Here is a 25677-nt window from a genome sequence, read left to right as displayed (position 1 = left end):
TATAAGGAAATTTAAGGTGTATCAACGAGAACGTCTTTTTTCGCGATTGGGCCACTTTGCCTATCAGTCGTTCGTCGAAGCGACCAAGCTGTGCCGAACCTTCAGGCACGAATACGTGGAGCTGGAACACTGGCTGAAAGTCCTGGTGGACAAGGAGCGCGGCGACTTGCCGCTGATCCTGGCGCACTACGCCATCAACAGTCAGCGCATCAGCGATGCGTTGGATCGCATTCTGCATACCTTGCCGAACCGCACGAATGCGGTGGTGGATCTGTCGACGCAACTGGAAACGGTGGTGGAAAGAGGGCTGCTGATGAGCCAGCTCGCCGAAACGCCGTCCGGCGGGGTGCGCACCATTCATATCCTGGTCGGCATTCTGCAGGATCCCACGTTGCAGCGCAGCCTGTACCGGCTGAGTGACGAGTTCAAAAAACTGCCGATACCGCAGCTGTTCGACGATTATCCGGCGATTCTGGCGGAGTCCGTCGAGCATGAGGAAGAGGAAGAAGAGGTCTACAGCGCCCACGGCGATGCGCCTGAGGCGTCCGAGACGGTCGATATTCTCGATAAATGGTGCGCCGATCTGACCCGCCAGGCGCGCGACGGTGAAATCGACCCGGTGATTGGCCGCGAAGCGGAGCTGCGCCAGGTGATCGACATCTTGCTGCGTCGCCGGCAGAACAACCCGATTTTGGTGGGCGAAGCCGGGGTCGGCAAAACGGCGGTGGCGGAAGCGCTGGCCTGCAAGATAGCACAGGGGCAGGTGCCGCCGCTGCTGCAGGGCGCCCGGCTGCTGTCTTTGGATCTGGGGCGCATGCAGGCCGGGGCGAGCATGAGGGGCGAATTCGAATCGCGCCTGAAAGCGCTGATCGACGCCATCGCGCATTCGGCGGTGCCGGTGATCCTGTTTTGCGACGAGGCGCATACGCTGGTGGGCGCCGGCGGGCAGGCCGGCACCGGCGACGCCGTCAACCTGTTGAAACCGATGCTGGCCAGGGGGGCGCTGCGCATGGTGGCGGCGACCACCTGGTCGGAATACAAACAGTTCATCGAGCCGGACGCCGCGCTGACGCGCCGTTTCCAGTACGTGTTGGTTTCTGAACCCGACGAAGAGAATGCGGTGAACATGATGCGCGCCATCGCCCCGCATTTTGCACAGCACCACAGCGTCAAGATCCGCGAGTCGGCGCTGCAGGCGGCGGTGCATTTGTCGCTGCGCCATCTGCCGTCGCGGCAACTGCCGGACAAAGCCATCAGCTTGCTGGACACCGCCTGCGCGCGGGTGGCGCTGAGCCAGCATGCGCTGCCTGAAAAAATCGAGTCGCTCGAGGCCGGGTTGGCGGTGAAGCGCACCGAAATGAACGGCCTGCAGGAGGAAAGCAAATTCGACGATCTGGCGCTCAGCCGCATCACTGAATTGCAGCAGACCCTCAGCGACATGGAAGGCGAACTGGCTGCGCTGCGTCAGCGGCAGGCGCAGGAGCAACAGGCGGTCACCACCTTGCTCGACGCGGAGCGGCAGTCGCCGGAGCGCTTGCCGCAGTTGGCCTCCGAGCTGGGAGCCTTGCAAGACGGCGGCCTGCCGTTGGTGTATCCGTGGGTGGATGACCGCGTCGTGGCGGAGGTGTTGTCGGATTGGACCGGCATCCCCACCGGCCGCATGCTGCAAAGCGATCTGGACAATGCGCTCAATCTCAATCAACTGCTGAGCCGCCAGATATTCGGCCAGCAGACGGCGATCGATGAAATCGCGCAGGCGGTGCGCATCTCCCGCGCCGGCATTCAGGCGCACGATCGGCCATTGGGCGTTTTCATGCTGTCCGGCCCGAGCGGCGTCGGCAAAACGGAGACCGCGTTTGCGCTGGCGGAGGCGATGTACGGCGGCGCGCATAACCTGATCGTCTTCAATATGAGCGAGTTTCAGGAATCGCATACCGTTTCCACCCTGAAAGGGGCGCCGCCGGGCTATGTCGGCTACGGCAAGGGCGGCAAGTTGACGGAGGCGGTGCGCCGCAAACCTTATTCCATCGTCTTGCTCGACGAATTCGACAAGGCGCATCCCGATATCCACGAGGCGTTTTATCAAGTCTTCGACAAGGGCGTGATGGAAGACGGTGAGGGCCGCATGATCAGCTTCCGCCAGTGTTTCATTTTAATGACGAGCAATATCGGCGCCGGCGAAATAGAAGCGACGCTGGCGGAAACGCCGGATCTGAAAACCGAAGCGCTGCGGCCGATGTTGCACGACGTGCTGGCGCGCTTCTTCCCGGCGGCGCTGTTGGCGCGCATGAACGTCATTCCCTACGTGCCGCTTTCTACCGAAGCGATAACCCATATCGCCACCAAACAGATTTCGCGTTTACAACAGCGTTTGCACAAAGAAGTGGGCGTGTCGCTGGTGCTGGAAGGCGACATTCCAGGCTGGATAGCCAAACGCATCAGCGCCCATCCTTCGCGCGGCAGAGCGGTCGAGTCGCTGCTGCAGCAGGCGATTTTGCCGCCCATCAGCAATGAAGTGCTGCAGCGCAAACGGACGGGAAAGGAACTGCAGAATATCCAACTCATGGTCGAGAACGATAGTTTAAGTGTTTATTTCGACTGATTTTTAATTTGCCGCCGGCCCGTAAACGCGGGGCGGGGTTCGATATCGGATCAGAGAGGTTGTTATGCCTTTAATCGAAATTGATAACCCGGTGTTAGCCGAATTAAATGCGTTTCCACTCAGCTTCACCACCAAAGAAGGGTTGTCGAGCAACTCGCAATATACGCTCGAATTCGAATGTGAACAGGCGGACGTTGATTATGAATCTCTGCTGGGTCAAGGGATCAGCATTCAAATAGAAAGGCCGGATTTCGGCGCGCGGCCGTTTTACGCTTACGTGATCGGCGCTTCCGATTCAGGGCAGCATCAGGATAAGTTCGTTTATAAGCTGGAGCTGAGCACCTGGCTGTGGTTTTTGATGCAGAACCGCAACAGCCGCATTTTCCAGGATTTGAACGTGCTCGACATCATCGAGCAAATCTTCTCGCGCTACGGTTTTGCCGACTACCGTCTGGATATTCAAGGCACTTATCCGACGCGTGAATATTGCGTGCAGTTTTCCGAAACGGATTTCGCGTTTATCAGCCGCCTGCTGGAAGACGAAGGCATCTGGTATTACTTCGATCACGCCGAGGATAAACACACGCTGGTGATCACCGACCGGCAGAATTTCGACGATCTGGATTTCGGTTACGCCGTGTTGCCGTTCATGCCGGACAGCGAAGAAAACCGCGCCATCCGCGAAGGGATCCAGCGCATCCAGCGCTCCCGCAAAGTGCGCCCGAATGAAATCGTGCTGCGCGACTTTGACTTCCAGAACCCGCGCAAGAACCTGCAAACCAAGGTGGAAGAGAGCCGCCTCGGCCTGCAGAACACCCCGCTGGAGTGGTACGACTACGCGGCGGGTTATGTGGATACCGAACGCGGTGAAAACCTGGCGCGGCTGCGCCTGGAAGAAATGCAAAGCGATGGTCACCTGCTGTTTGGCGAGAGCAACGCCGTCGGGCTGATGGCCGGCAAGGATTTCTCCTTGATTTTGCACCCGGACGCCAACCGCAACCGCCGCTTCAAACTGACCCGTTGCGACTATGTGTTCGTGCAAGACGGCCCGGACAGCAGCAGCGACGGCCGCAACGTCACCTGCCGTTTCAATGCGTTGAACGACGACGTGCCGTTCCGCCCGCTGCGCGAAACGCCAAAGCCGCAGATGCCGGGCATCCAGAGCGCCACCGTGGTCGGCGCGCCCAACTCCGAAGTGCATACCGACAAATTTGCGCGCATCCGCGTGCATTTCCACTGGGATCGCTACAAAACCACCGAGGAAGACAGCTCTTGCTGGATCCGCGTGGTGCAGGCCTGGGCGGGGAAAGGCTGGGGCGTGATCGCCATGCCGCGCGTCGGTCAGGAAGTGCTGGTGACCTATGTCGACGGCGATCTCGATCGTCCGATGGTGACCGGGATTGTGTATAACGGCGACAACCCGCCGCCTTATCAGTTACCTGAATACATCAACTACTCGGGCATGGTGTCGCGTTCGCTGCGCTTCGGCAAGCCGCAGCATGCCAGCCAGTTGACCTTCGATGACAACCGCAACAACGAACGCGTCATGCTGCATGCCGAACGCGATCTGCAAACCACGGTGGAGCGCAACCAGGCCACCGAGGTGGGAATGGACAAGTTCGACATCATCCGCCGCACCTTTACGGACTGGTTCACCAACCACGTCTCTTACAAGGATTACGTCTTCAGCATTACCGGGTTTGACGCCTCGATTAAAGGCGTCAGCGCGTCGATGACCGGCGTCAGCCTCACCGCCACCGGCGTGAGCACCTCGTTTACCGGCGTCAGCACCTCGTTCACCGGCGTCAGCACGTCATTTACCGGCGTCAGCACTTCGTTCACCGGGCTGAGCACCTCGTTCACCGGGCAGAGCACCAGCTGCACCGGCGTATCAAACTCGATGACCGGCGAAAGCAACTCCTTCACCAGCATCAGCAACAGCATGACCGGCGAAAGCAACAGCTACACCACGGTCAGCACCAGCCAGACCGGCAGCAGCACCAGCTTTACCGGCGTCAGCGTCAGCACCACCGGATCGTCGACCAGCACCACCGGCTGCAGCATCAGCACCACCGGATCGTCGACCAGCACCACCGGCTGCAGCATCAGCACCACCGGCAGCAGCGTGAGCACCACCGGCAGCAGCGTCGGCACCACCGGCAGCAGCGTCAGCAGCACCGGCAGCAGCGTCAGCAATACCGGCAGCAGCGTCAGCAATACCGGCAGCAGCACCAGCACGACAGGGGTGTCGATCAGCTATACCGGCGCGTCACTGTCCGAGACCGGCGTCGATTTGAAAAAAGTCGGGATGCAAAGCAAAAACTAACGAGGCGCGGCAATGAGAATCATACGGCCACAGCAATTGGTGGCGATTAAAGGAAGTTACCAGATCGGGACAGACAGCCGGCTCGGCATCAGCGTCGTGGCCGGGTGCTACCTGTCCCGGCCTGAACACTTCGTGAACGAAGCCGAAATCTGGGAGGCGTGGAAGCGCGTGCCGCTCAGCCTGCCGATATTGGATGTTGCCGAGCCGAAGCCGTTCGCCGAATACCTGATCGCCGGCCATGCCGGCATCGGTCAGCCGGTGAAAACGCTGAATGTCAGCGCCGACATCGGCGGGCTGAAGCGCCGTTGGCGGGTCGAGGGCGAGGGACGGCGCGGCGCGATGGAGGTGGAACCCTTCCTCAGCGTGCCGCTGGATCACACCTCCGCCTGGGGCGGCAAAGACAACAAGGAGAACCCGTTTGGCCGCGGCTGCAATGACGGGCTGCGGCCGCTGCTGATGACGCTGTCCCCCGAGGGGACCGCGCAGGAGCGCTCTCCGCTGGCGGCGCCGGCGCCGGTGCCGCACGAGTTTGCGCTGCGCAAGGCGCACATCGATAAGGTGGCGGGCCAGATCGCCGGCAAAGCCTATCTCGAGACGGTATTCCCCGGGCTGCCGGCCAATATCGATCGGCGTTATTTCCAGATGGCGCCGCCGGCGCAGTGGTTGCCGGAAGCGGCGTGGCCGGATCGGGTGCCCTTCGAGCTGCAGGGCGTCGGCGCGCAAAGCGAGGCGATTCGCGGCGAGCTGCCGGCGGTGCGCGGACGGGCGTTCATCCGCCGTCACGATAGCGACAGCCTCGAGGAAATCGAGCTGCAGCGCAAAACGCTGTGGTTCCTGCCCGACAGCGACATCGCTTTGCTTATCTTCACCGGCAATGCGCCGTTGACGCATCTGCTGGACGAGTCCATCGAGTCCGTCATGCTGGCGTTGGATCGCTGCGATGCGCCGCGCTCGTTCGACTATTTCCAACAGGTATTCCGCAAGCGCAGCGACGATGACGCCTCGCCCTTTGAGTTTCTGTTCGATCCGGATCTGATGCCGGCGGAGATGGGGTTGAACGTCATCCAGGCGGTGTCGGATCACCCCAGCGACTTGCGTTACGATCCGTCGCCCACCTCTCTGGGCGATTCCGCCGTGTTCTATCGACGAATCCGCGAGGCGATCGCCTTGCACCAGCAACAAACGGCGGCGGAGCCGGCTTCCGTGACGCTGCCCGATTTGCCGGATCTTCCCGCCGAAGACGGCAATGACGCGTTTTTCCCCGATAGCGCGACCGTGGAAGGGAAGACCTTCAGCGGTTTGCGCTGCGAGGCGCTGTCGGGCAGGCATTTTCTGCAGTGCCGCTTTGAGCGCTGCGATTTCTCGCAGGCTTCTTTTGAGAACTGCACCTTCGAAAACTGCGTTTTTGATGGGGTCAACCTGACGCAGGCGGCGCTGCGCCAGATCCGCCTGATCTCGTGCACGCTGCAAAAGCCGTTGCTGGCGGAAAGCGTGTGGCAAGAGGCGGTCTTCGAACGGGTGACGCTGGCGGAGCCTCAGGGGCAAGGCCTGCGCGCCGACCACGTGAAGCTGGATAACTGCGTTTTCGAGCGGGGCGATTTCACCGCGAGCCGCTTTGAACACGCGGCGATCGGCAACGGCATGTTTAATGGCGCGACGCTGATCCGCGCGCAGTTTCTGCAAGGCGAGCTGGACGCGTGCGTGTTTAACCGCTGCCTCGCCGAAGAAGCGGTTGCGCTGGAGATGACGCTCACCAAAAACTCGTTCCTTGGCGGCAACTGGCGCGGCGTGCGGTTCGAACGCTGCCGTGTCGAGAGCCTGACGGCGGGCATGCAGGCGAACTTTTCCCACGCCGTGTTCAGCGATAGCTGTTTCACCAAAGTGGGATTGAAAGCGGCGCGTATGGAGAGGTGCCAACTGCAGTACAGCGTTTTCACTGAATGCAACTTTGACGAGGCCGATCTGACGGCCTGCGCGATCGCCGGCTGCGATCTGGCCGGCGTGCGGTTTAAAGACAGCCTGTTGACGCACTCACGTTGGCAAAACAGCAGCGCTCAGCAAGGCCTGTTTTATAACGCCGATCTGCGCGATGCGGCATTTGACCAGTGCAATCTGGCGGCGGCGCATCTGGCGATGACCTGGCAGGACGCCGGCACGCGGTTCAGCGGCTGTCTGCTGGAGCGTGCGTGTTGGGTGCCGCGCAGAATCATTCATGGGGACTATGCGCATGAAAACTGAAAGCCGCGTGATTCAACAGGCGCTGCCTGACCGAGAGGCGATCGAACTGGAGGTCGCCCAGGCGGTGGCGCAGACGCCGCCCATGCCGCGGATCTTCAAGAAACGCCGGTTCCACGATCGCGAACTGAAAGGGTTGACGCTGAGCGACTGCTTTTTCATCGACTGTCATTTCGAACGCGTCACGTTTGAAGGTTGTGATTTGCGGGCGGTGCGCTTTGAGGGCTGCACCCTGCAGCAGGTCAACGTGGTCGGTGGCAGCCTGATGCGCCTGTCGTTCAACGAATGCCGGTTTGACAACCTGACGCTGCAACAGGGGCTGCTGTGCAATTTGGCGTGTAACGACACCGCGCTGCAGGGGTGTTACGTCGGCGATTGTCTGCTGGATGACTGCGGTTTGATCCGGTGCGAGGTCAACGGCGCGGAAATTGAACGCAGCAGCCTGGGGCATCTGGCGGTGCAGTCCAGCACCCTGACCAACCTGATGTTTCATCAGGACGTGATACAGGACGCCAACTGGTACGCCTGCCAACTCACGCAGTGCCTGTGGCAGGCGTCGACCCTGGATCGTCAGGTGATGGGCAGTTGTCAGCTGGAGACGTGCAGCTGGCAGACGATCGCGGGGCAGGCGCGCATCTGGTTCACCTGCCGCCTGTCGGGCTGCACTTTGGCGCAGCTACAGCTGCAGGGCGCCAGTTTTCACCGCAGCGAGCTGGAGGGGTGTTCGTTCGCCGACAGCAATCTGACCTCGGCGATCTTCGCCGAAGCGCGGGTACAGCGCTGCGATTTCGAACGCGCGACGCTGACCCTGGCGCAGGGGCAGAAGGCCCGGTTCAGCGAATGCGCGATGGGCGGCGCCAACTGGGGGCGCGCCATCTTGCCGCAAGCGGAATTCAGGGCGTGCGATCTGGCGTTAGCCAATCTTGAGCAGGCCGAGCTGCGGGAAGCGAACCTGATCGAACAGCCGTTGACCGCCGCTCAGCAACAGAGTGCTCGCCTGCATGGCGCGCAGCGTCATCGCGCCGAAAACGTGCCGCTTACCGCCGATCCGTTCTTGAGTGCGATCGACGCCTGGTATGCGCATCAACAACCGGGGCCGCGGCAACCGTCGTATCAACGGCCAACAGGAGTAAGCAGATATGTATAAATCCAGAAGAGAGCATCAGAAGGTCTATGCCAACGCCAGGGTGACGCCTTTGCAGTTGGTGCGCAGCGCTCCGCTTCCCGAACAAGGGGGGCGCAAGGTGGTGACGCTGGCGGCCGACGCCAACGGCAGTCTGTATGTCGACGGCATGCGAGCCCATTGTCTGGCGGTCGCCACCAGCTGCCTGGTTCAGCCGCTGGCGGGCGATCGCGTTTGCGTCATCGCCGACGGCGACAAGTTGGTCATTACCGAGATCTTGTCGCGGCAACAGGCGAACGCCGTCATGACGCTGGACAGCCGCTGCGCCAACTTGCGCATCGTGGCGCCGGAGATCGAGCTGCAGGGCGGCAAGCGGCTGACGCTGCGCAGCCCGCACTTCACGCTGCTGACGCGCAGCAGCCGTTGGGTGGCCGAAACGCTGCACCAAATCTCTCAACGCCTGTTTGTGCGCAGCAAGCACGCGAGCCGGCGGGTGGAGGAAACCGACGAGGTGCTGGCGAAGCACATCATTCAGGATGCGCGGCAATCCCTCGTCATCAACAGTGAAATTGGTTCTCTGAAGTCTTCGGCGGTGCTGAAGATCGACGGCGGCCAGATACATATGGGGTAAACCACCATGACTGCAGCCAATAACAACATGGCCGGGATCAGCTTTGCCGGCTGTGACCCGATGATACCGGCGCCAGGCCCGAACACCGCGCCCAACAACACCGGCATACCGAACGTGCCTAACTGTTTCCTTTGCGGCGGCAATGAACAGAACCTCGGCAGCATTCGCGCGGCCACCGTCGATTCGGGCGGGGTGATCGGCGCCGCCTCCGGGACGCATTCGGCCCAGATGCAGCCGGTGCAGGGATCGGGCAAGTATTTCACCGGCGGCATGCCGGTCACGCGGCTAGGCGATTCCAGCACAACGAACAATAACAATATGGTCGCCACTCAGGTCGCGCCGAGCCAGACCAAATGTTTCGTTAATGCATAGGAGTTCAACATGGTGAAGACGCTTCGGGGAGTCGCGGCAGGGGGATTGTTGGCGGTGGGGATGCTCGGCGGATGCAGCTGGTTTTCTCACGACGAGGCAGCGGACGCGGGGCGTCGGTTGCGGTTTATCGACGTCGAAGTGACCGCCAACGACAACGTGAACCCGAATGCGGCCGGCGAGGCGCAACCGGTCAAGGTATGCGTGATAGAAACCAATCGCTCGGGGTGGATGCCCGAGGGGATTGGCGACGGCGCTCCTTGCCGCGAGACGGCGCCGTCGGAAGGGGCGCTGAGCCGGCACCAGAGCATTTTGCAACCGAGGGAGACGTTGCGTTATCGCTTCGAGGTGCCGGCGGGGCAAGAGCGATGGGTCGTCGTCGGGGCGGAGTTTCAGCAAATCAGCGGCGTGTTGCCGCTCGCCGAGCAAAAGTCCCCTGCGCAGGCTGATTCGCAAATGAAGGTGATGGTGGGGATGACGTCACTCAGCATAGTGACTAACGACAAAATGGATGAATGACATGTTACCTAAACAACGCGTCGCCTGGGTAGAAGGCATGTTGATGGAACCGCAGCATTTCCAGCAGCAGGAACGTTTTTTCGAGCACTTGATTGAAGCGCGCTTGCGCAGCGTCGAAACCTTCACCTGGGGGTTCCTGACGCTGGAGATCGACAACGGGCTATTGGAACAGGGCAAGTTTGCGCTGAAGAAAGCCAAGGGCGTTTTCCCCGACGGCACGGCGTTCAGCATGCCTGAGGATATACCGCTGCCGCCGCCGCTGGTGCTGGGAGAAGGCTGCCAGGGGAAAGTGGTGTGCCTGTCCGTGCTGATGGACATCGCCGGCAACGCCCAGATCGATCTTATCCAGGATGCGCGAAAAAGCAGCCGTTTTCGCACCATGGACGCCGAGGTGCCGGATCGCAACCACGGCGTCAGCCTGGAGGGAACGCCGCGCGTGTGCACGATGCAACTGGGCAGCCTGGTGACGCGGCTAAGCCTGGAGGACGCGGTCAGCAGCGCGGAAAGCGTGCTGCCGGTCGGTTTCGTGCGCGAGCTGACCAGCGATCGTCGGGTGCTGCTGGATGAGCGCGCCTTGCCGCCGATGCTGGATTTCCGCGCCATCGGCTGGCTGCCCGCTTTCACCACCGAATTGCTTGGGCTGATCAGCCAGCGTCTGGAGTCGGTTTTCCGCCCGGACGTGCATATGACGATCGGCGGGCTTTCCGAGCTGCTGGAACTGCTGTTGCTGCAAACCTTGAGCGAGTTCAATTTGCGCATCAGCCAACTGCTGGCCAGCCCGCAGGTGCATCCTGAAACCCTGTTCGACACGTTGCTGAGCCTGCTGGGGCGGCTCAGCATCATTCCCGGCGGCGAACGCCTCTGGGATCGGGCCGATTTGGTGTATCTGCACGATGAGCCGCACAACTGCTACTTCCAGCTGTTCGCCTCGATTCGCCGCGCGCTGTCGCTGGTGATCGAAGCGCCGGCGGTGGCGTTGCCGTTTATCGATCGCGGCGACAGCATTTATCTGTGCCCGAACGACTCGCAGCTGCGCCTGGAAAAACTGGTGTTCGCCGTCAGCTGCGGTTTGTCCATCGAGCATCTGCGCTCGTATTTCCCCGCGCAGGTCAAACTGGGGCCGGTCGAGAAAATCATTCAGCTGATCGATCTGCAATTACCGGGCGCTCGCTTGTTGCCGATGGCTTCGCCGCCGCGGCACATACCGTATTACCCGAACAGCATCTATTTCGAGGTTGATCATGCCGACCCGATTTATAAGGAAATGATGGCCGGCTCGGCGATGGCGCTCAGCATCGTGGGTGATTTCCCCGACCTGCGTTTTGACGTCTGGGGATTAAGGCAAGGGAGGGTGGGATGAACGAATTCGAGAGAAAAATACGCGAGGCGATGGCGGTAACGCGCAACAACGCGACGCCGCGCCTTCCCGCGTCCGGCTCGGTGGGCAAAACGACGGCGGAGATCGCCGCGCTGTCCTTCGGCGCGCGGGCGCTGGCCGCCAAGCTGCGGCCGGGAAGCGCCGGAGTGGCGACGCCCCCCGAACCCAAGCCTTATGAAGCGGAAAGCGTTGCGCCGGAAAGCAGCGAGCCCGCGCCGGGCGAGCGCCCGGCCGAGGCGGCGCCGACCTCGAGCGGGCTGTTTGGCCGCGCCGCGCTGAGCAAGCCCGGCGTGATGATGGGCCATTGGGACAACCCGCTGATCGCCGCCGCCATCCCGGTCCTGCTGCAGGTGGAGCGGGTGCGCGATCAGAAACAGCTGAATCCGGGCGCGGTGCGCGCGCAGATCGTGCGTGAGATCCAACAATTTCAGCAGACGCTGCTGGCGGATCACATCGCGCCGAGCGATGTGGACAAACTGGCCTATCTGCTGTGCTCCTACGTGGATGAGTGCTGCATGAGCACGCTCGAATCCGGCGAACTGAATCTCAGCCTGCTGGTGGAGTTTTATCGCGACGCCTGGGGCGGGGAAAAGTGCTTCGAGCATCTGCAAGCCTATCTGGCCGCCTCGCCGCGCAACAAGGAGATCCTGGCGTTTTACGATCTGATCCTGTCGCTGGGCTTCGAAGGGCAATATCACGTGATGGAACGCGGCGCGGTGTTGTTGGCCGATGTGCGCAACCGTCTTGACGGCTATCTGTATAGCCAGAACCCGACGCAGACGCTGGCCGATGCCGAGCCGAGCAAAGTGGTGCGCAAGGCGACCCGCATCACGCCGCTGAAGCTGCTGTGCTACGGTCTGGCCATCGCGCTGCTGGCGTATGCCTCGGCCGCCTGGTATCTGCACGATCAGTCCCGCGCGCTGCGCAACGCCATTTTGGCCTGGACACCGCCGCAGCCGCGCAAAATCAACATCATGGAGACGCTGCCGCAGCCGCTGCCGCAAATCCTCAGCGAAGGGTGGCTGGAGGTGCGCGCCGATCCGCGCGGCTGGCTGTTGATCTTCACCTCCGACGGCGCATTCGCCACCGGGCAGTCGAAGCTGTCGGAAGAGTTTAAAAAGAAACGCAACATCGAGCGTTTGGGGGAAGCGCTGGCGCCGTGGCCGGGCGATCTGGAGGTCATCGGGCATACCGACAACAAACCGTATCGCAACACCTCCAACAACTCCAACCTGAAACTGTCCGAGGCGCGCGCGCAGACGGTCGCCGACAAGCTGCGCGAATCCTTGGCCAACAGTAAATACAACCGCACCGTGACCTCGGTCGGCAAGGGCGATCAGGAGCCGCTGGACGACAACGCGACGGAAGAAGGGCGCCGCCGCAACCGCCGCGTGGACATCCTTTGGAAAATCGGCGAGAGGGAGATGGCTTCACCGTCTGCAACGTTAAATCAGGCAGGGGTAGCCGCCGAGGTACCCGAGGATAACTAAGACATCCGCCGGCGTAGAGATAATAAGGAAATTATATGATACGTAGATCATTCATATTGGTGATTGCCTTGCTGCTGTGTGCGGTGGTGTGGTGGATTGGGCCGTTGATCGCCATCGGCACCTATCGGCCGCTGCTGTCGGTCTGGGTCAGGGGCATCATCATCGCGCTGATCCTGTGCTGGGCGCTGTGGCCGTTCGTGGCGACGTTCTTATCCTGGGTGTTCCGCCACGCGCGAGCGCCGGCCCCGGCCAAACGCAAGACCGCCCAGCGAGATCGCGTGACCTCGCGCTTTTACGACGCTTTGCGCACCTTGCAGTACGTCGGCACGGCGAAGCAGCGCACCCCCTGGCAGCGCTTCAAATACCGCCTGACGCGCCGTTACGTCAGCGAAAAGCCGTGGTTTCTGGTCATCGGGCCGCCGGGCAGCGGCAAAACCTCGCTGATCGGCGAAAGCGGCGAACGCTTCTTGCTGGCCGAGCACTATGGCCTGCAGCAGACGGTGGACGTCGGGCCGACCCAGGATTGCAACTGGTGGCTGGCGGAGAATTCGGTGTATGTCGACACTTCCGGCGAATGGCTGCAGTTGAACGGTCTGGGGGAAGAGGGCGCCAGGGCGCGCGACACCCTGTTCAAACTGATCCGCCGCCATCGCCGCCATCCGGGCATCGACGGCATCATGCTGTGTCTTGATGCGCGTTGGTTGCTGCACGCCTCGCTGACGGAGAGAAAGTCGGTCGCCGACGCGCTGCGCGTGCGCCTGCTGGAGATGGCCTCGTGGTTCCGCAGCGAGCTGCCGGTCTATCTTACCATCAGCCACCTCGATCAACTGGTCGGCGGCGAGACCTTCCTGTCGATGCTGGGCGACGATCTGTTGCAAAAAGGCATGGGGTTCAGCCTGAACCGCGCCGAACAGGGAGAAACCCCCTTCGAACAGTATGAAACCCTCTACCGGGAGATGGTGGCGCGCGTCAGCCATCACGTGCTCGAACTGTTGCACGATGCGCCGGACGGCCAAAACCGCCAGCAGCTGCTGTTCTTCACCGAGTCGCTGGGGTCGCTGGGCAACCCGCTGTATTCCCTGTTAGAGCAGATCTTCCCGCAAACGCCGGTGGGCTACGCCTGCCATCTGCAGCAGGTGTGGCTGGGCAGCACCATCGCCTTGTCGCCGCAGGGGGCGATCTACAACGCGGAAGCGGCGGATATCTATGAAGCTCGCCCGACCGGGCGCATTTATCACCCGGAGCTGGATTACGCCCGGCAAGAACGCGGGGTGATGCAGCAGTCTTCGCACGCCAGGCCGCTCGGCAGCCGCATGAGCTCCCTGGGCCGCTATGTGCTGGTGCTCATTCTGTTGGCGGTCTCGTTTAATCTGCTGGCGATGCGTTACCTGTGGGAGAGCGATTACATCTCCTACATTGCGGCGCGCTTCGATGAGACAAAACGCATCGTGCGGGAAATTCCGGTGACTAACCGCGTCAGCGACGATGTCATTTCCGCCTATGAGCAGCTGGGCTACATGAACGCGCAATTGGGCGGCGAAGTGTCGCCGGTGCCGAATCCCTATTTCGAGCACAAGCTGATCAACAGCGCGGCGCAAAAAACCTACCAACGCCATTTGCTGCAGATCTTCTGGCCGGCGGTGGAAAACTATATCGCGGACGAACTCAAGAATGACGTCTCGGCGTCCAACAAGGACGTCTACGGCACCCTGAAAGTGTACCTGATGATGGGCGAACCTTCGCATCGCTCCGCCGAAGCCTTGGTCGACTGGTTCATGGCGCGCTGGGAAACCTTTATGCCGCAGGGTTACACCGACATGAACAAAGGCATCTTCGCTTACCATCTGCGGGAGATGTTCTCTTTGCCGGACGCGCCGGTCATGAAGATGAACGGCGATCTGCTGCGCCTGGCGCGGGTGAAAGCGATGAACATTCCGATGCAGGTGCGGGTGGTGCGCCGCATCGAAGAGAAACCGCTGCCGGCGGCGATCAACGATATTTCGTTGGCCGACGCCGCCGGACCGAACGTCTCCTTGATGCTGCGCCGCAAGAGCCAGGCGACGGTCACCGATACCGCCGTGCCGGGGTTCTATACCCGCGCCAGCTATCGCGACGTTTTCCTGGCGCAGCTCGATGACGCCGCCAAGGACATGATCGAAGAAGAGTCCTGGGTGCTGCGCGACAGTGGGGAAGGGAAAAACGCGGTGAACTCGCTGGCCTCGGCGCAGAAGCTGGCCGACGAGGCGAGGAAGCTTTACCTCATCGAGTATGCCGACAAATGGGATGCGTTCATGCGCGACGTGCGCGCCCGGCCGGTCAACGGGCTTGAGGATGCGGCGATCCTGGCGCGTCAACTGTCCGATCCTTCTTCTCCGCTGGCCAATCTGGTGCGCTTCGCCGCGCGCGAAACCAGCATGACCGGCACCAACCAGGGCGATGCGGCAAGCTGGTTCGATCGCCAGCGCAACCGCATCGAGCAGCAGCGGCGCGACATCCTCGGCGAGATTTCCGGCGAGCGCGCGCGTTTTCGTCTCACGCCGGAGCGCGCGGTGGAAGATCGCTTCGAGCTGCTGCGCCGTCTGGGCTATCAGCTGTTGCAGACCACCAACGCCAGCAACGATCCGCTGAGCCGCAGTTTCGAAGCGCTGTACAGCCAGTTGACCACCTTGTCCACCTCGCTGCGCGGCGGCCAGGTGGTGCCCGCCGGAGGCACGCTGAAGCGTCTGCAGCTGGATGCGGCGCGCCAGCCGGAACCGGTGCGCAGCGTGATGATGGACTTGTTGCAGGTCGGGGACAGCCAGACGATTCAGCAGAGCCAAAAGAACCTGAGCAAAGGTGCTTCGTCGCTGGCCTCCGGCTTGTGCAAGAGCAGCATCAGCGGGCGTTATCCGTTCTCGCGCAACGCCAGAGCGGAGGTCGGCATCGAGGACTTCTCGCGCATGTTTGGCCAAAGCGGCGCGATGCAGCAGTTCTTCGATGAGAACCTGGCCCCTTATGTGGACGTCAACGCGCAGAAATGGAATGCCAAACCGGGTTCAGAGGGGATCGTCAATGCCAGCACGCTGGGCGCGTTTGAAAATGCCCGGCTGATCCGCGATACCTTCTTCACCGCCGGCGACAAGCTGTCCTTCTCCATGTTCATCAGGCCGTTGTCCCTGACGCCGACCATTACGGAAGCGACCCTGGATATCGACGGGCAGGTGATTAACTACAGCCATGGTTTCAGCCAGCCTACCCGTATCGATTGGCCGGGCCCGAAAGGCGGCAGCTATGTTCGACTGACCTTCCGTACCGGCACCGGCCAGATCCAGGTCGCCAGTTTCGACGGACCCTGGGCCTTGTTCCGGATGTTCGATGCCAGCAATCCCGTGCCGCTCGCCAGCGACAGACGAGAGCTGACGATGTCGATGTCGTCGGTGGTGGGCGTGCTCAAACTGGAATTGCGCTCGACGATGAAAGATTTCCCACTTTGGTCACGGGCGTTGCGAGGATTCTCGTGCCCGAAGGCGATGTAAACACAACCGTAAAGAGGTGATAAACATGTTAGATCCAGCCAAAATTTTAGAAACCATGAAGGCCGGCGGCAATTTGGGCACCAACTCCCAATCGTCGCTGAGTCAACCGTTTATGCAAGGCGTCAGCAATATTCAAATGTCGGGGCCGGATGCGGCCAAGTCGGTCATGAGTAACGTGACAAAATCTTGCGATGATATGTTCGGCAATATGAAGGGCATTTTTAATGGTCTGCAATCGAATGTGAACGCACACCAAAAAATGCAAACGGGCGAGCAGCCGAAAGATTTTAATGTTTCCATGGACGATCTTCGTCCGGCGATTGCGAAAGGGTTCCCGCACGAAATGGCGGACTTCTTTTCCAAAGTGCCGAAACTGTAATCAACAACTCGATGGATAAAATACCGGGAGGTGGAAATGCCTCCCGGTATTCACAAGGAGTGGTGCGATGATCTATGACTGGATGCTTAAAAACGCCAATAAACGCATGGGTTTTTTCATCATAGTGATACCCAGCTTGTTTTTTTGGATATTGGTTTTTCTGACCTTATCTATTTTTTGATTCTTTGAAGTAAAAAAAAGCACCCGCGAAGGTGCTTAAAATGAAGCGAATTAAAAAATAGGAAGGGATGATTATGAATTGTTATTACAGTTTAGAGATGATCTGCAATCCGCTGGAAATCAGCGCATCGACAGCCAGACCAATACCTTTACCGATGGTGCCGACAACGGTTTTGGCATCCGGGTTAACACCGGCAATCGCGGAAATGGTATCAATACCTGTACCTACCGCACTGCCAATCAGTGTGCCTACGTCACCAAAAAAACCAGCACCGTTAACTTGTTCAATTTCTACTGCGGATAGTTCTTTCATGATTGAAACTCCTTTTTCAGTTAGCCCTTTACTTCAGGCCATTTCATTATTGCAAATCAGATCATTTTTTCAATAAAACTCGCGCTGTTTTTTTATACTATTGTGTTTTTTGTTAGATTGATTTTGCATCGTTAGATTATATATTGCCGAAGCCTGGGTTTTTATATCTCACTCGCCTTGAACGGCGGCGGTTTTATGAGGTTATTATTTTAAATCGGAATGATATATACCAGAAGGGAGACCTTATGAAGGTATTGACGACGCAGGAAAGACCTTTCCGGTATGATGAGCTTGCGGATAAAATTATCCGCGAGGCCAGGAGCTGCTTGGGCTGCGCCGTTCTGCGGTTTTTAGACTGCATGATCCTGGGTTATGGCCCGCCGGTGATAGTCTTTGATATCTATAATAATCACGGTAAGTTGCAAACGTTCAAAGTCATTCTTCCTCTTGGGAGCGACAAGCAGCTAAAAAAAGATCACCTCGGGTTGGTTTCCTGCCTGGAGGCTAAAAAATTGATGAGGATAAAAAAAATATAAATCATCCCGCTCGTCAACGATGCCGCGTTATCTTTCTGCGCTGCGCATCACTCCTGAAAAATCGTTACTCCTACCAGGCATTTCTTGCGCGGGCGGCCGATGGGTTCGCCTTCTTCTTTTTTGTTGCCGTCTACATGAAAGGGCGGGAATCACTTACTGCCATAAAGTGTAGCTTTTTTTTATGCAATTTTTTTACAATAAAATGAATATGGTTATACTCTGTTTAATAGGGTCTGCGATGACCCCACCGCCACGGACGAAAAAAGCATTATCCTGCCTTTATCATAAGTAAATTCCTAATGCATAAACGGATTCTCTTAACAATCAATGTCGCGCAATGTTATGTTCTATATTATGTGTTTTTTCGATATTTATCTGGATATATTGCGCTCTTGGAGTAAAATTAACGTATCAGAGAAAAATCTTAGCACCGTGATGCTGATGGCAATGATGCCTTATAAATATATCTTACGATAACAATTTCCCTTGCGAAGCGCGGCAGCTTACCGCGTCTTGCTTTTGTATGCTCTCCAGGGCAGATGATTTATATAACCCTATATATAAAATGCACTTTTGCGAGGCAAGGTCTTTTTTGCTTCGCCTATAACGCTTTTTTATTAAAAAGCACGTTAAAACAAAAAATAATCACAGCAATGATATTGCAGTAAGGAGAGTGAGCAAGCGTAGTCAAAAGGGAGGTTTGTTAATGGAGCGCGTCAATATCGCTATTGTGGATAAAAATCAATTCTTCAAGCTGGGGTTGAGTCTTGCCTTGCAAGAAGGTTTTCTCACGAATGGCATTAAGGCCAAGATCACGGGAGAAGAACGTGCCAACATCATATTCAGGGCGCCGGACAAGCGGGTGTCCATAAATTTTTGCCATACCCAGCTTTTGCAGGGCAACTTTTCTTCTATCCCGCTCTATTTTTCAATATTGGAGCATAAAAAGACATTCCCTAAAATTCATTGCAATTTGGAGGCCGGAAGTATTACGCGCAAAGACAGCGTGGCGGCGATCGTGGACAAGGTCATGTTCTGCTATCGCAAGAAAAATAGTTTTGTTTCAAGCTATTGCCCGCGTTGTCGTACCCAGTTGACCTTTAGCGAGGGGAAAGTGTGCCGTTTGATCCATTTGGGCTATTCACAAAACCAAACGGCGATGTTGCTCGGCATCAGCCCGAAAACGGTGAGTATTCATAAACGTTCGGCCATGAGAAAACTGAACATCGATAATAATATTGAATTCTTGCGCTGGTTAAAAATGCACAGCGACTCTTGTTAATCAGGGAAAGGAAGCGAACGGTCCGGCGCCGTATTATAAGCGGCGCTGAGCGGTCATCTTTTATTGATTTCCGCCCGGCATGGAATCGGTTTTATAGGGAGATAAAACATGGCTGTCTTTGTGAGGGAAGCGGTTTCTCATAATCATTTCAAATTATTGCAGGAGCTTTATGGCAGAGATTTGGGCGGGGAGCGTTTCCTGCACTGGAAGCATTTGCTCGATCCGCATTGTGGGGCGCCGATGGAAAAAACGGGCATATTTTACAAGGATCAAGAACGTTATCTCGGGATGTTTGTATCCAGTTTTTATCCTTTTAAAATCAATGAATTGTCTTTTAATGTCAATATGCTTGGCGATCTTGGGATCCACCGTCAGGTCAAATCTTCCACCGTCTTGAAAGACTTTTTCCTGCAGGCTAAGCGTTCGGATGTGGCGGCGGATATCTGCTTTTCCGATGACAGGAAGATCAGGGTTTATGAAAAGATTTTCAGAAAGTATTTAACCACCAATACGCAAATCTATCCCTTCGTCGAATTAACCTTAAAGCCTGATAAGTTTATGGCCTTTCGTTTTACCGAGGGCGGCCAAGCGCGGCAGGCCAGTTTTATCAATAATCTGGGGCGAGAAAAAGATCATCGCGCATTTGAATATATTGAAAAACATCCTCTGTATCATAAAATTCATTATATCAATAAAGGCAATCTCTACGCTGTGATTGGCTGTTCCAGTGAGTGTGCCGAACTTTTGGATATTTCCAATCCTTCCAGGGAGTGTTTTTCCTGGGCCATTGGCGTTTGTCGGCACCTGCATAGCCGTTGCAAAGTGATGATCCCTATTGGTTTTTACAAGTCGATTTGCGCTCAGGCGGCGGAGGTCATTGCAGAAAAGCGCATCAACATGCTGATCGGTTATTACTCAGAAAAGATAAGCGAGCTGATGCCGAAAGAGGTTTGGGTATGCCGCATGGATCGCCGTTAAGCAGGGCACGTGTATTCTAAATGGAGTGTTTGTCATGGAAGAGATTCCTGTATCACCCTATTCAAAAGTTTTTATCGATGAATATGACCGCCATCCAGAGGGCTGTAATTACAACGTATTGGTGCTGCAGCGTATTGAGGGCGCGCTGGATCCCATCAGATTACAAGCTGCGCTGAATGCGCTGGTGCAAGATCATGTCCTGCTGAACAGCCATATTCATGAACAGAATGGCGAGCTGTATTGGCGTCGCAATGACGCAATCCATCCTTTGCAGCATTACACGGACCGCACGCTGCTGACCCAAGTGATTCGCCAGCCCTTCGACATTTACCGCGGGCCGCTTTATCGTTGGGCGCTTTTCGCCGAGGGGCCGGGGCGCTATACCCTGGCGTTGGTGGGCCATCATCTGGTGATCGACGGCGCGTCTTCCGACGAGTTTTTCTCATTGGTGAGCCAGTACTATGGTCAACAGCGGTTATCGACACGCCTCGAGGCGGCCGAGATTGCCGCCATCAACCGGCAGCTGCAGCGCGAGGTGGAACAACTGGCCGCCGACGGAGCGCTGGCGCACTGGCGGGCCGAAGCGGCAAATTTGGGCGCGATAGACGTGCCCTTTGAGAAAAGCGGCGCCGTGCGAAACGATGAGGCGGCCGAGCTGCGTTTCCAGGTGCCCAAAGCGCAATGGAAAGCGCTGAAGCAGGGCGCGGGAATACGGCGAATGAATGACTTTCTGGCGTTGCTGGTGCTGTGGGGCATCTTGATGGCGCGCAGCGGCAATCAGGAAACGGTCTATATCAGCTATCCGGTGTCGATAAAAAAGGGGCAAAGATTTGCGCTTGGCGGGCATGTAAACACCAGCGTGATGCCCCTCTCGCTGCGTGACGGCGAAGGCTTCGCCGCCGTTTATCAACGCGCGCTGGCGTTTATTACCGCCGCGGCGCCGCACTCGCGCCAACGGTTTAACCAACTGCCCACGCAACAGGTGGTGCAGGCGTTGGGGATCCGCGCGATGCCGATTTCCTTTGCCCAAACCAACCTGCGCGATGCGGCCTTGGCGCTGGCCGATTGCGCCACTTCGCCGCTGTTTGAAGCCAACCACGATATGGCCAGCGCGTCGCTTTCCCTGGAATATGAGGATCGGGCCGACAGCGATGCCTTGCAGTTCCGGCTGCGTTTTCGTCAGGACATGTTTGACGAAGAAGATATGCGCGACTGCGCGGAACATTTCATGCGCTTGATGCAAGCGGCGATGCGCGCGCCTGACGCGCCTTTACGCCACCTCGCCTTTTATCCCGCCGCCGACATGCCGCCAGATGACGACGCGGCCCCCGCGTTGCCGAGAGAAACCCTCAGCGCCCGGTTTGAGGCGATCGCGCTGCGTTATCCGGATAAGATTGCGCTGGAGTTTGAGGGGCTGTATGTCAGCTACCGTGAGCTGAACGGCATGGCGAATAGCCTGGCGCGCGAAATTACGCTCCGCTACCAAGCGCTGACCGGGGGCGCCCCCCAGGCGGATACGCTGATTGCGCTGTACAGCGAGAAAAGCCTGGAAATGGTGGTGGCGCTGCTGGCGGTGCTGAAAACCGGTGCGGCCTATGTGCCGCTCTCCTGCAATTATCCTCAGGCGCGCATTCGGCATATTCTCGAAGAAACGCGCGCGCCGGTGCTCATCGCCGGGGAAAGCCTGCAGTCGGCCGCCGAGGCGCTGGTGGCGATGATGCCGCACGCCGTGTCCGTCCTCGCGCTGGGCGATCTGAACCGCCTGCCGCACGAGCGGCAGAATCTGCCGGCCGTCACCGGCGCCGACCGGCTCGGCGCGGTGATCTATACCTCGGGATCGACGGGGACCCCGAAAGGCGTGATGCTCGAGCAACACGCGATGTGCGGGTTGGCGACCGCGTCCGGCATCGCTGTCACGCCCGATGACGCGTTGCTCTTCCTCTCGAGCCCGGCGTTCGATGCGGCGACGTTCGAGGTGTGGGGCGCATTGCTCAACGGCGCCAAATTGGTCGTCGTGCGCGACACGGAGGATATCGCCGGCGATGTGCCGCAGCTGGAAGCCTTGCTGCGTCGACAGCAGGTATCGATTCTGTGGGCGACGCGCAGCCTGTTCGATCATCTTTACCTCAGTCACCCCGACCTGTTCGCCGGGCTGCGCTGTCTGCTGGTGGGCGGGGAGGCGCTGACCGCCACGCTGATGCAGCGCCTGGTGCGGCAAGCCAACCGCCCGCAGCAGGTCATCAATGGCTATGGCCCGACGGAATGCACCACGTTCACCACGATGTACGCCATCGCGGCGGACGAAACCCGCAGCAGCATCCCGATTGGGCGAGCCATACCGGGGCGCGAACTTCATGTGCTGGATCGCTGGCTGCAGCCGTTGCCGCCAGGGCTGGCCGGCGAGCTGTATATCGGCGGAGACGCGCTGGCGCGCGGCTATCTCAACCAGCCGCAGCAGACGCAAGAGCGTTTCATTACGCTGAACGGGCGACGCTTGTATAAAAGCGGCGATCGGGTGCGAGAGTTGCGCGACGGCAATCTGGAGTATCTCGGCAGAAACGATTGCCAGGTAAAAATCCGCGGTTTCAGAATTGAACTCAGCGAAATAGAAAATACGATCAATGCGCTGGAGGGCGTCGAGAAATGCGTCGTGGTGGATGTCGTCCATCGCGATAGCAAGCGCCTTGCCGCTTATGTGCTGATGGCGCGGGGCGAGCCGCTGGATCCTGCCGATTTGCGCGCCCGGCTGGAGCGGATCCTGCCGGATTACATGGTGCCGTCCAGCTATGTCGCGCTCGACGAGATACCGCTGACGGTGAACGGCAAGCTGGATCGCACGGCGCTGCCCGCGCCGCAATTCGCGCAAAGCGAGCGATATGCCGCGCCGCAGAACGCACTGGAGGCGTTGATTTGCGCCCTGTGGGCGGAGATCCTCGGCGTTGAACGGGTTGGGGTGGATGACGACTTCTTTCGTCTGGGCGGCGATTCGATCCAAAGCATCGTGTTCACCAGCGAATTGAGCAAGTCGGGCTATCACAGCAACTCGCGTGCGGTGTTCGAAACCCGGAATGCGCGGGCGCTGGCCAAGCGCATCTTGCAGCAACGGGAGGCGATTGCGCCGCTCAATGAACAGGGCGAGCTGCAGGGCGAATTCGAATTGCTGCCGATTCAGCGCTGGTACAACGAGCAGCCGCCGCAACATCGCGCCTTCTTCAACCAGACTTTTTTGGTGCGGGTGCCGCCGATGTCCGCCGAGCGCGTGGCCGATCTGGTGAACGGGCTGGCGTCGCGCCATGACATGCTGCGCGCGCGGTTTAGCGCCGACGACGCCGGCGCGCTGGTCGCGCAGCGCTATCTGTCGGTGGCCGACGGCGGCCCTTCGTGGGGATACTATGACCTGGCGCTTTGTCGCCAAAGCCGCGCCGAACTTCTGCATCAATGGCAATCGGGGTTTGATCCGGTAGAAGGGCCGCTGTGCCGCTTCGTCTACATTTTCGACAGCAGCGCGCCCGGCTACGCGCTGATGTTCTGCGCATTCCATCATCTGATCATCGACGTGGTGTCCTGGCGCATCATCGTCAGAGACATGCGACGGTTGCATCAGGGGGAATCGCTGTCGGCGAAAGGCACCAGCTACCGGCAGTGGGGCGAGACGTTAAGGCACTACGCGGCGAGCCGGCATGACCAATGCGCTTACTGGTTGGCGATGATCGCCGGGCAACCCGATTACGCCACGCTCAGCGAGGGGGCGCAGAATCCGGCGTTTTGTCGCTTCGAGTGCGACGCGGCGTTGACGGCGCTGTTGATGGACAGCTGTCATCAGGCCTACCGCACCTCGATCCGCGATGTGTTGCTGGCGGCGCTGGCGCCGGTGCTGCAGGCCTGGCATGGCCGTGCGGACAGTTACCTGACGCTCGAACACCATGGCCGCGATATCAATGACGATAAGATCCAGCTCGACGACACCGTCGGCTGGTTCACCGCCTTACTGCCTTTGCGCATCACCGCGCATCAGAGCCCAAAACACACGCTGCGCGCCATCAAGGACGCATTAAGAAAGATGCCGGATCACGGCATCGGCTATTCGGCGCTGAAATACGGTTCAGCGTCGGACGACGAAGCGATAGCCTGTCTGCGGCGCCACCGCTTGCCGGCCATTTCATTCAACTATCTCGGGGTCTTTAACGAACAGACTGACGACGCCTTGTGGGCCTTGATCGACCAAACGGCGGATCTGGAAAACGGCGCGCTGCCGGCGAGCGACAATGTGCTGGATCTGGTGCTCTACGTGCACGGCGATCGGCTGAGCATCGTGATGTCGGGCTTATTGCCGCAGGCGACGCTGGCCCGGATCGGTTCGCACTATCGGGAGAGCCTGTCGGCGCTGGTCGCACACTGTTGCCACGAGGCGAGCCAGGGCGTTCGCCTCGCCAGCCCGGGGGACTTCCCCCATGCCAACGTCAGCCTCGCCGAGTTGGACCGCTGGCAGCAACGTCATCGCATCGCCGCCGTTTTCGAGGCTACGGTCACGCAGCGGGAATTGATGTATTTCAACCGGCTTAACCGCGAGTATCAGATCGATCAGGCCGTTTATGAGGTGGCCGGCCCGCTGCAGCCGGAGGTGTTGAACCAGGCCTGGTCGCTGGCGCTGCAGCGATTTGAAATGCTGCGCGCCGGGTTCGGCGATCAAACCCGCCGTGGGCGGCCCAACGTCTTCATCTGCGAGACGCTGCAGGCGCCGATCGCGATCGAGGATTGGACCGACGCGCCGCCGTCCTTGCTGGAAGAAAGGATGGAAGCGCTGTTGGCCCGGGAACGAGAAACCTCGTTTGAGCTGGATGCGCCGCCGTTGATCCGCTGGCGCCTGATCAAGTTGAACGCCGATGAGCACTATCTGGTGCAGACCTTTAACCATATCTTGTTCGACGGTTGGTCCCTCGGCGTTCTGTTCGAACACTGGTTCAACGTCTACCTCACCTTGCTGGAAGGGGGCGCGCCGGCGCTGGAAATTAACCGATTTGAGCCTTTCGCCGCTTATGTGCGCGCGCACGGCGACGATCCCGAGGCGCAGGCGTTCTGGGCGAACTATTTGCGCGGGGCGCCGGTCAACCAACGTTTGCCGTTGAGCGCTTCGCCGGATGCCGCGCCGCAGGGGCGACGCATGCGGCAATATGGCGCGGAATTCAGCGCGGAACAGGTGGCAAGCCTCACCGCGTTTTGCCGGCGCCAGGGGATCACGGTCAATCAACTGACGCAGCTGGCCTGGATGCTGGCGCTGGCCGAAGCGCTGGCCTGTGACGATATCGCGATCGGCACGACCATGAGCGAGCGCCCGGCGGACATTGAGCAGGTGCAGACGCTGTTTGGCCTGTGTGTCGCCAGCCCGGTGCTGCGCCTGCAGGCGATTCGTCGCCGGCCCATTTATGCGTTGCTGGCCGATATCGCGGATTCCCAGACGCTGAGGCAGAAGTACGCCTTTTCCGAACTGAACCGCTACGACGAACAATGGGTGCCCACTTCGCCGTTCGGCAGCCTGTTTGTGTTTGAAAACATGCCGCAACCGCAGAAGGATCCGCGCTTGCCGTTTACGTTCCAGGTGACGGATATCGTCAGCGGCAGCAACCACCAGACGGTGCTGTGCTTGTTCCCCGAAGCGGAACGGCTCGCCATTTCACTGTTTTATGATTCTCACGAGATAGCTCAGGAGACCATCGTTGCGGTAGGACGCCGTTTTCAGGCCATTGCGCTCGCGATCGCCCACCTTCCGCCCGACAGCGAAATCCGCGCCGAAGACGGGATTATCCAGGCGGAGGAGGCGTGA

16 protein-coding genes are annotated in these 25677 nt (G+C 59.0%); 15 read left to right on the top strand and 1 reads right to left on the bottom strand.

The features are described from left to right. Positions 1–16: 16 nt before the first annotated feature. The 11 genes from tssH (at position 17) to ACJ8IJ_RS03545 (ending at position 16567) form a co-directional block, all read left to right on the top strand. Positions 17–2602, top strand: coding sequence for a type VI secretion system ATPase TssH (tssH, locus tag ACJ8IJ_RS03595; RefSeq protein ID WP_004935356.1), 2586 nt, complete (start codon positions 17–19; stop codon positions 2600–2602). A gap of 64 nt (positions 2603–2666) precedes the next feature. Continuing rightward, complete coding sequence (gene vgrG, locus ACJ8IJ_RS03590) at positions 2667–4928, top strand: type VI secretion system tip protein VgrG (RefSeq protein WP_004935351.1); 2262 nt, start codon at positions 2667–2669, stop codon at positions 4926–4928. A gap of 12 nt (positions 4929–4940) precedes the next feature. Further along, positions 4941–7166 carry a DUF2169 family type VI secretion system accessory protein gene (locus ACJ8IJ_RS03585; RefSeq protein ID WP_325961697.1) on the top strand — a complete coding sequence of 742 codons (2226 nt, stop codon included), beginning with the start codon at positions 4941–4943 and terminating at the stop codon, positions 7164–7166. Next, positions 7156–8310: a pentapeptide repeat-containing protein gene (locus tag ACJ8IJ_RS03580; protein ID WP_442518265.1), complete on the top strand. Its 1155-nt coding sequence runs from the start codon at positions 7156–7158 to the stop codon at positions 8308–8310. Before ACJ8IJ_RS03585 ends, ACJ8IJ_RS03580 begins: the two co-directional genes overlap by 11 nt. After that, a complete protein-coding gene (locus tag ACJ8IJ_RS03575) occupies positions 8303–8917 on the top strand; it encodes a DUF3540 domain-containing protein (RefSeq protein WP_004935341.1) in 615 nt (204 codons plus the stop codon). The genes ACJ8IJ_RS03580 and ACJ8IJ_RS03575 overlap by 8 nt, the downstream gene beginning before the upstream one ends. A gap of 6 nt (positions 8918–8923) precedes the next feature. Next, the gene (locus tag ACJ8IJ_RS03570; protein ID WP_031300673.1) at positions 8924–9289 is read left to right on the top strand and encodes a PAAR-like domain-containing protein; all 366 of its coding nucleotides are present in this window, start codon (positions 8924–8926) and stop codon (positions 9287–9289) included. 9 nt (positions 9290–9298) lie between these two features. Continuing rightward, entirely contained in the window at positions 9299–9805 is a 507-nt protein-coding gene (locus tag ACJ8IJ_RS03565) for a type VI secretion lipoprotein TssJ (protein WP_004935335.1), read from the top strand. Between the two features lies 1 nt (position 9806). Next, entirely contained in the window at positions 9807–11165 is a 1359-nt protein-coding gene (gene tssK / locus ACJ8IJ_RS03560) for a type VI secretion system baseplate subunit TssK (RefSeq protein WP_021505816.1), read from the top strand. Further along, positions 11162–12673 carry a type IVB secretion system protein IcmH/DotU gene (gene icmH, locus ACJ8IJ_RS03555; RefSeq protein ID WP_004935328.1) on the top strand — a complete coding sequence of 504 codons (1512 nt, stop codon included), beginning with the start codon at positions 11162–11164 and terminating at the stop codon, positions 12671–12673. The genes tssK and icmH overlap by 4 nt, the downstream gene beginning before the upstream one ends. Before the next feature lie 35 nt (positions 12674–12708). Beyond that, the gene (gene tssM / locus ACJ8IJ_RS03550) at positions 12709–16188 is read left to right on the top strand and encodes a type VI secretion system membrane subunit TssM (protein ID WP_031300672.1); all 3480 of its coding nucleotides are present in this window, start codon (positions 12709–12711) and stop codon (positions 16186–16188) included. 25 nt (positions 16189–16213) lie between these two features. Beyond that, on the top strand, positions 16214–16567 hold the full coding sequence (locus ACJ8IJ_RS03545; RefSeq protein ID WP_004935323.1) for a DUF6277 family protein: 354 nt from the start codon (positions 16214–16216) through the stop codon (positions 16565–16567). Positions 16568–16832: 265 nt separating this feature from the next. On the opposite strand, the gene ACJ8IJ_RS03540 is transcribed toward ACJ8IJ_RS03545, so the two are convergent. Continuing rightward, on the bottom strand, positions 16833–17060 hold the full coding sequence (locus tag ACJ8IJ_RS03540) for a hypothetical protein (RefSeq protein ID WP_004935320.1): 228 nt from the start codon (positions 17058–17060) through the stop codon (positions 16833–16835). Between the two features lie 245 nt (positions 17061–17305). On the opposite strand from ACJ8IJ_RS03540, the gene ACJ8IJ_RS03535 reads away from it, so the two are divergent. The 4 genes from ACJ8IJ_RS03535 to ACJ8IJ_RS03520 all read left to right on the top strand — a co-directional run bounded on the left by ACJ8IJ_RS03535 (position 17306) and on the right by ACJ8IJ_RS03520 (position 25677). Then, positions 17306–17596 carry a hypothetical protein gene (locus ACJ8IJ_RS03535; protein WP_442518264.1) on the top strand — a complete coding sequence of 97 codons (291 nt, stop codon included), beginning with the start codon at positions 17306–17308 and terminating at the stop codon, positions 17594–17596. Positions 17597–18302: 706 nt separating this feature from the next. Continuing rightward, a complete protein-coding gene (locus ACJ8IJ_RS03530) occupies positions 18303–18878 on the top strand; it encodes a helix-turn-helix transcriptional regulator (RefSeq protein ID WP_131164894.1) in 576 nt (191 codons plus the stop codon). Positions 18879–18986: 108 nt separating this feature from the next. Beyond that, a complete protein-coding gene (locus ACJ8IJ_RS03525) occupies positions 18987–19856 on the top strand; it encodes a hypothetical protein (RefSeq protein ID WP_004935313.1) in 870 nt (289 codons plus the stop codon). Between the two features lie 34 nt (positions 19857–19890). Continuing rightward, entirely contained in the window at positions 19891–25677 is a 5787-nt protein-coding gene (locus ACJ8IJ_RS03520) for an amino acid adenylation domain-containing protein (protein ID WP_442518263.1), read from the top strand.

Origin of the sequence: Serratia sp. CY40230, assembly GCF_052168835.1 — a bacterium.
In the GTDB taxonomy this organism is placed as follows: Bacteria; Pseudomonadota; Gammaproteobacteria; order Enterobacterales; family Enterobacteriaceae; genus Serratia; species Serratia nematodiphila.
Note: the sequence above shows the minus strand (reverse complement) of the source record. Positions and strands in the feature narration are given on the sequence as shown.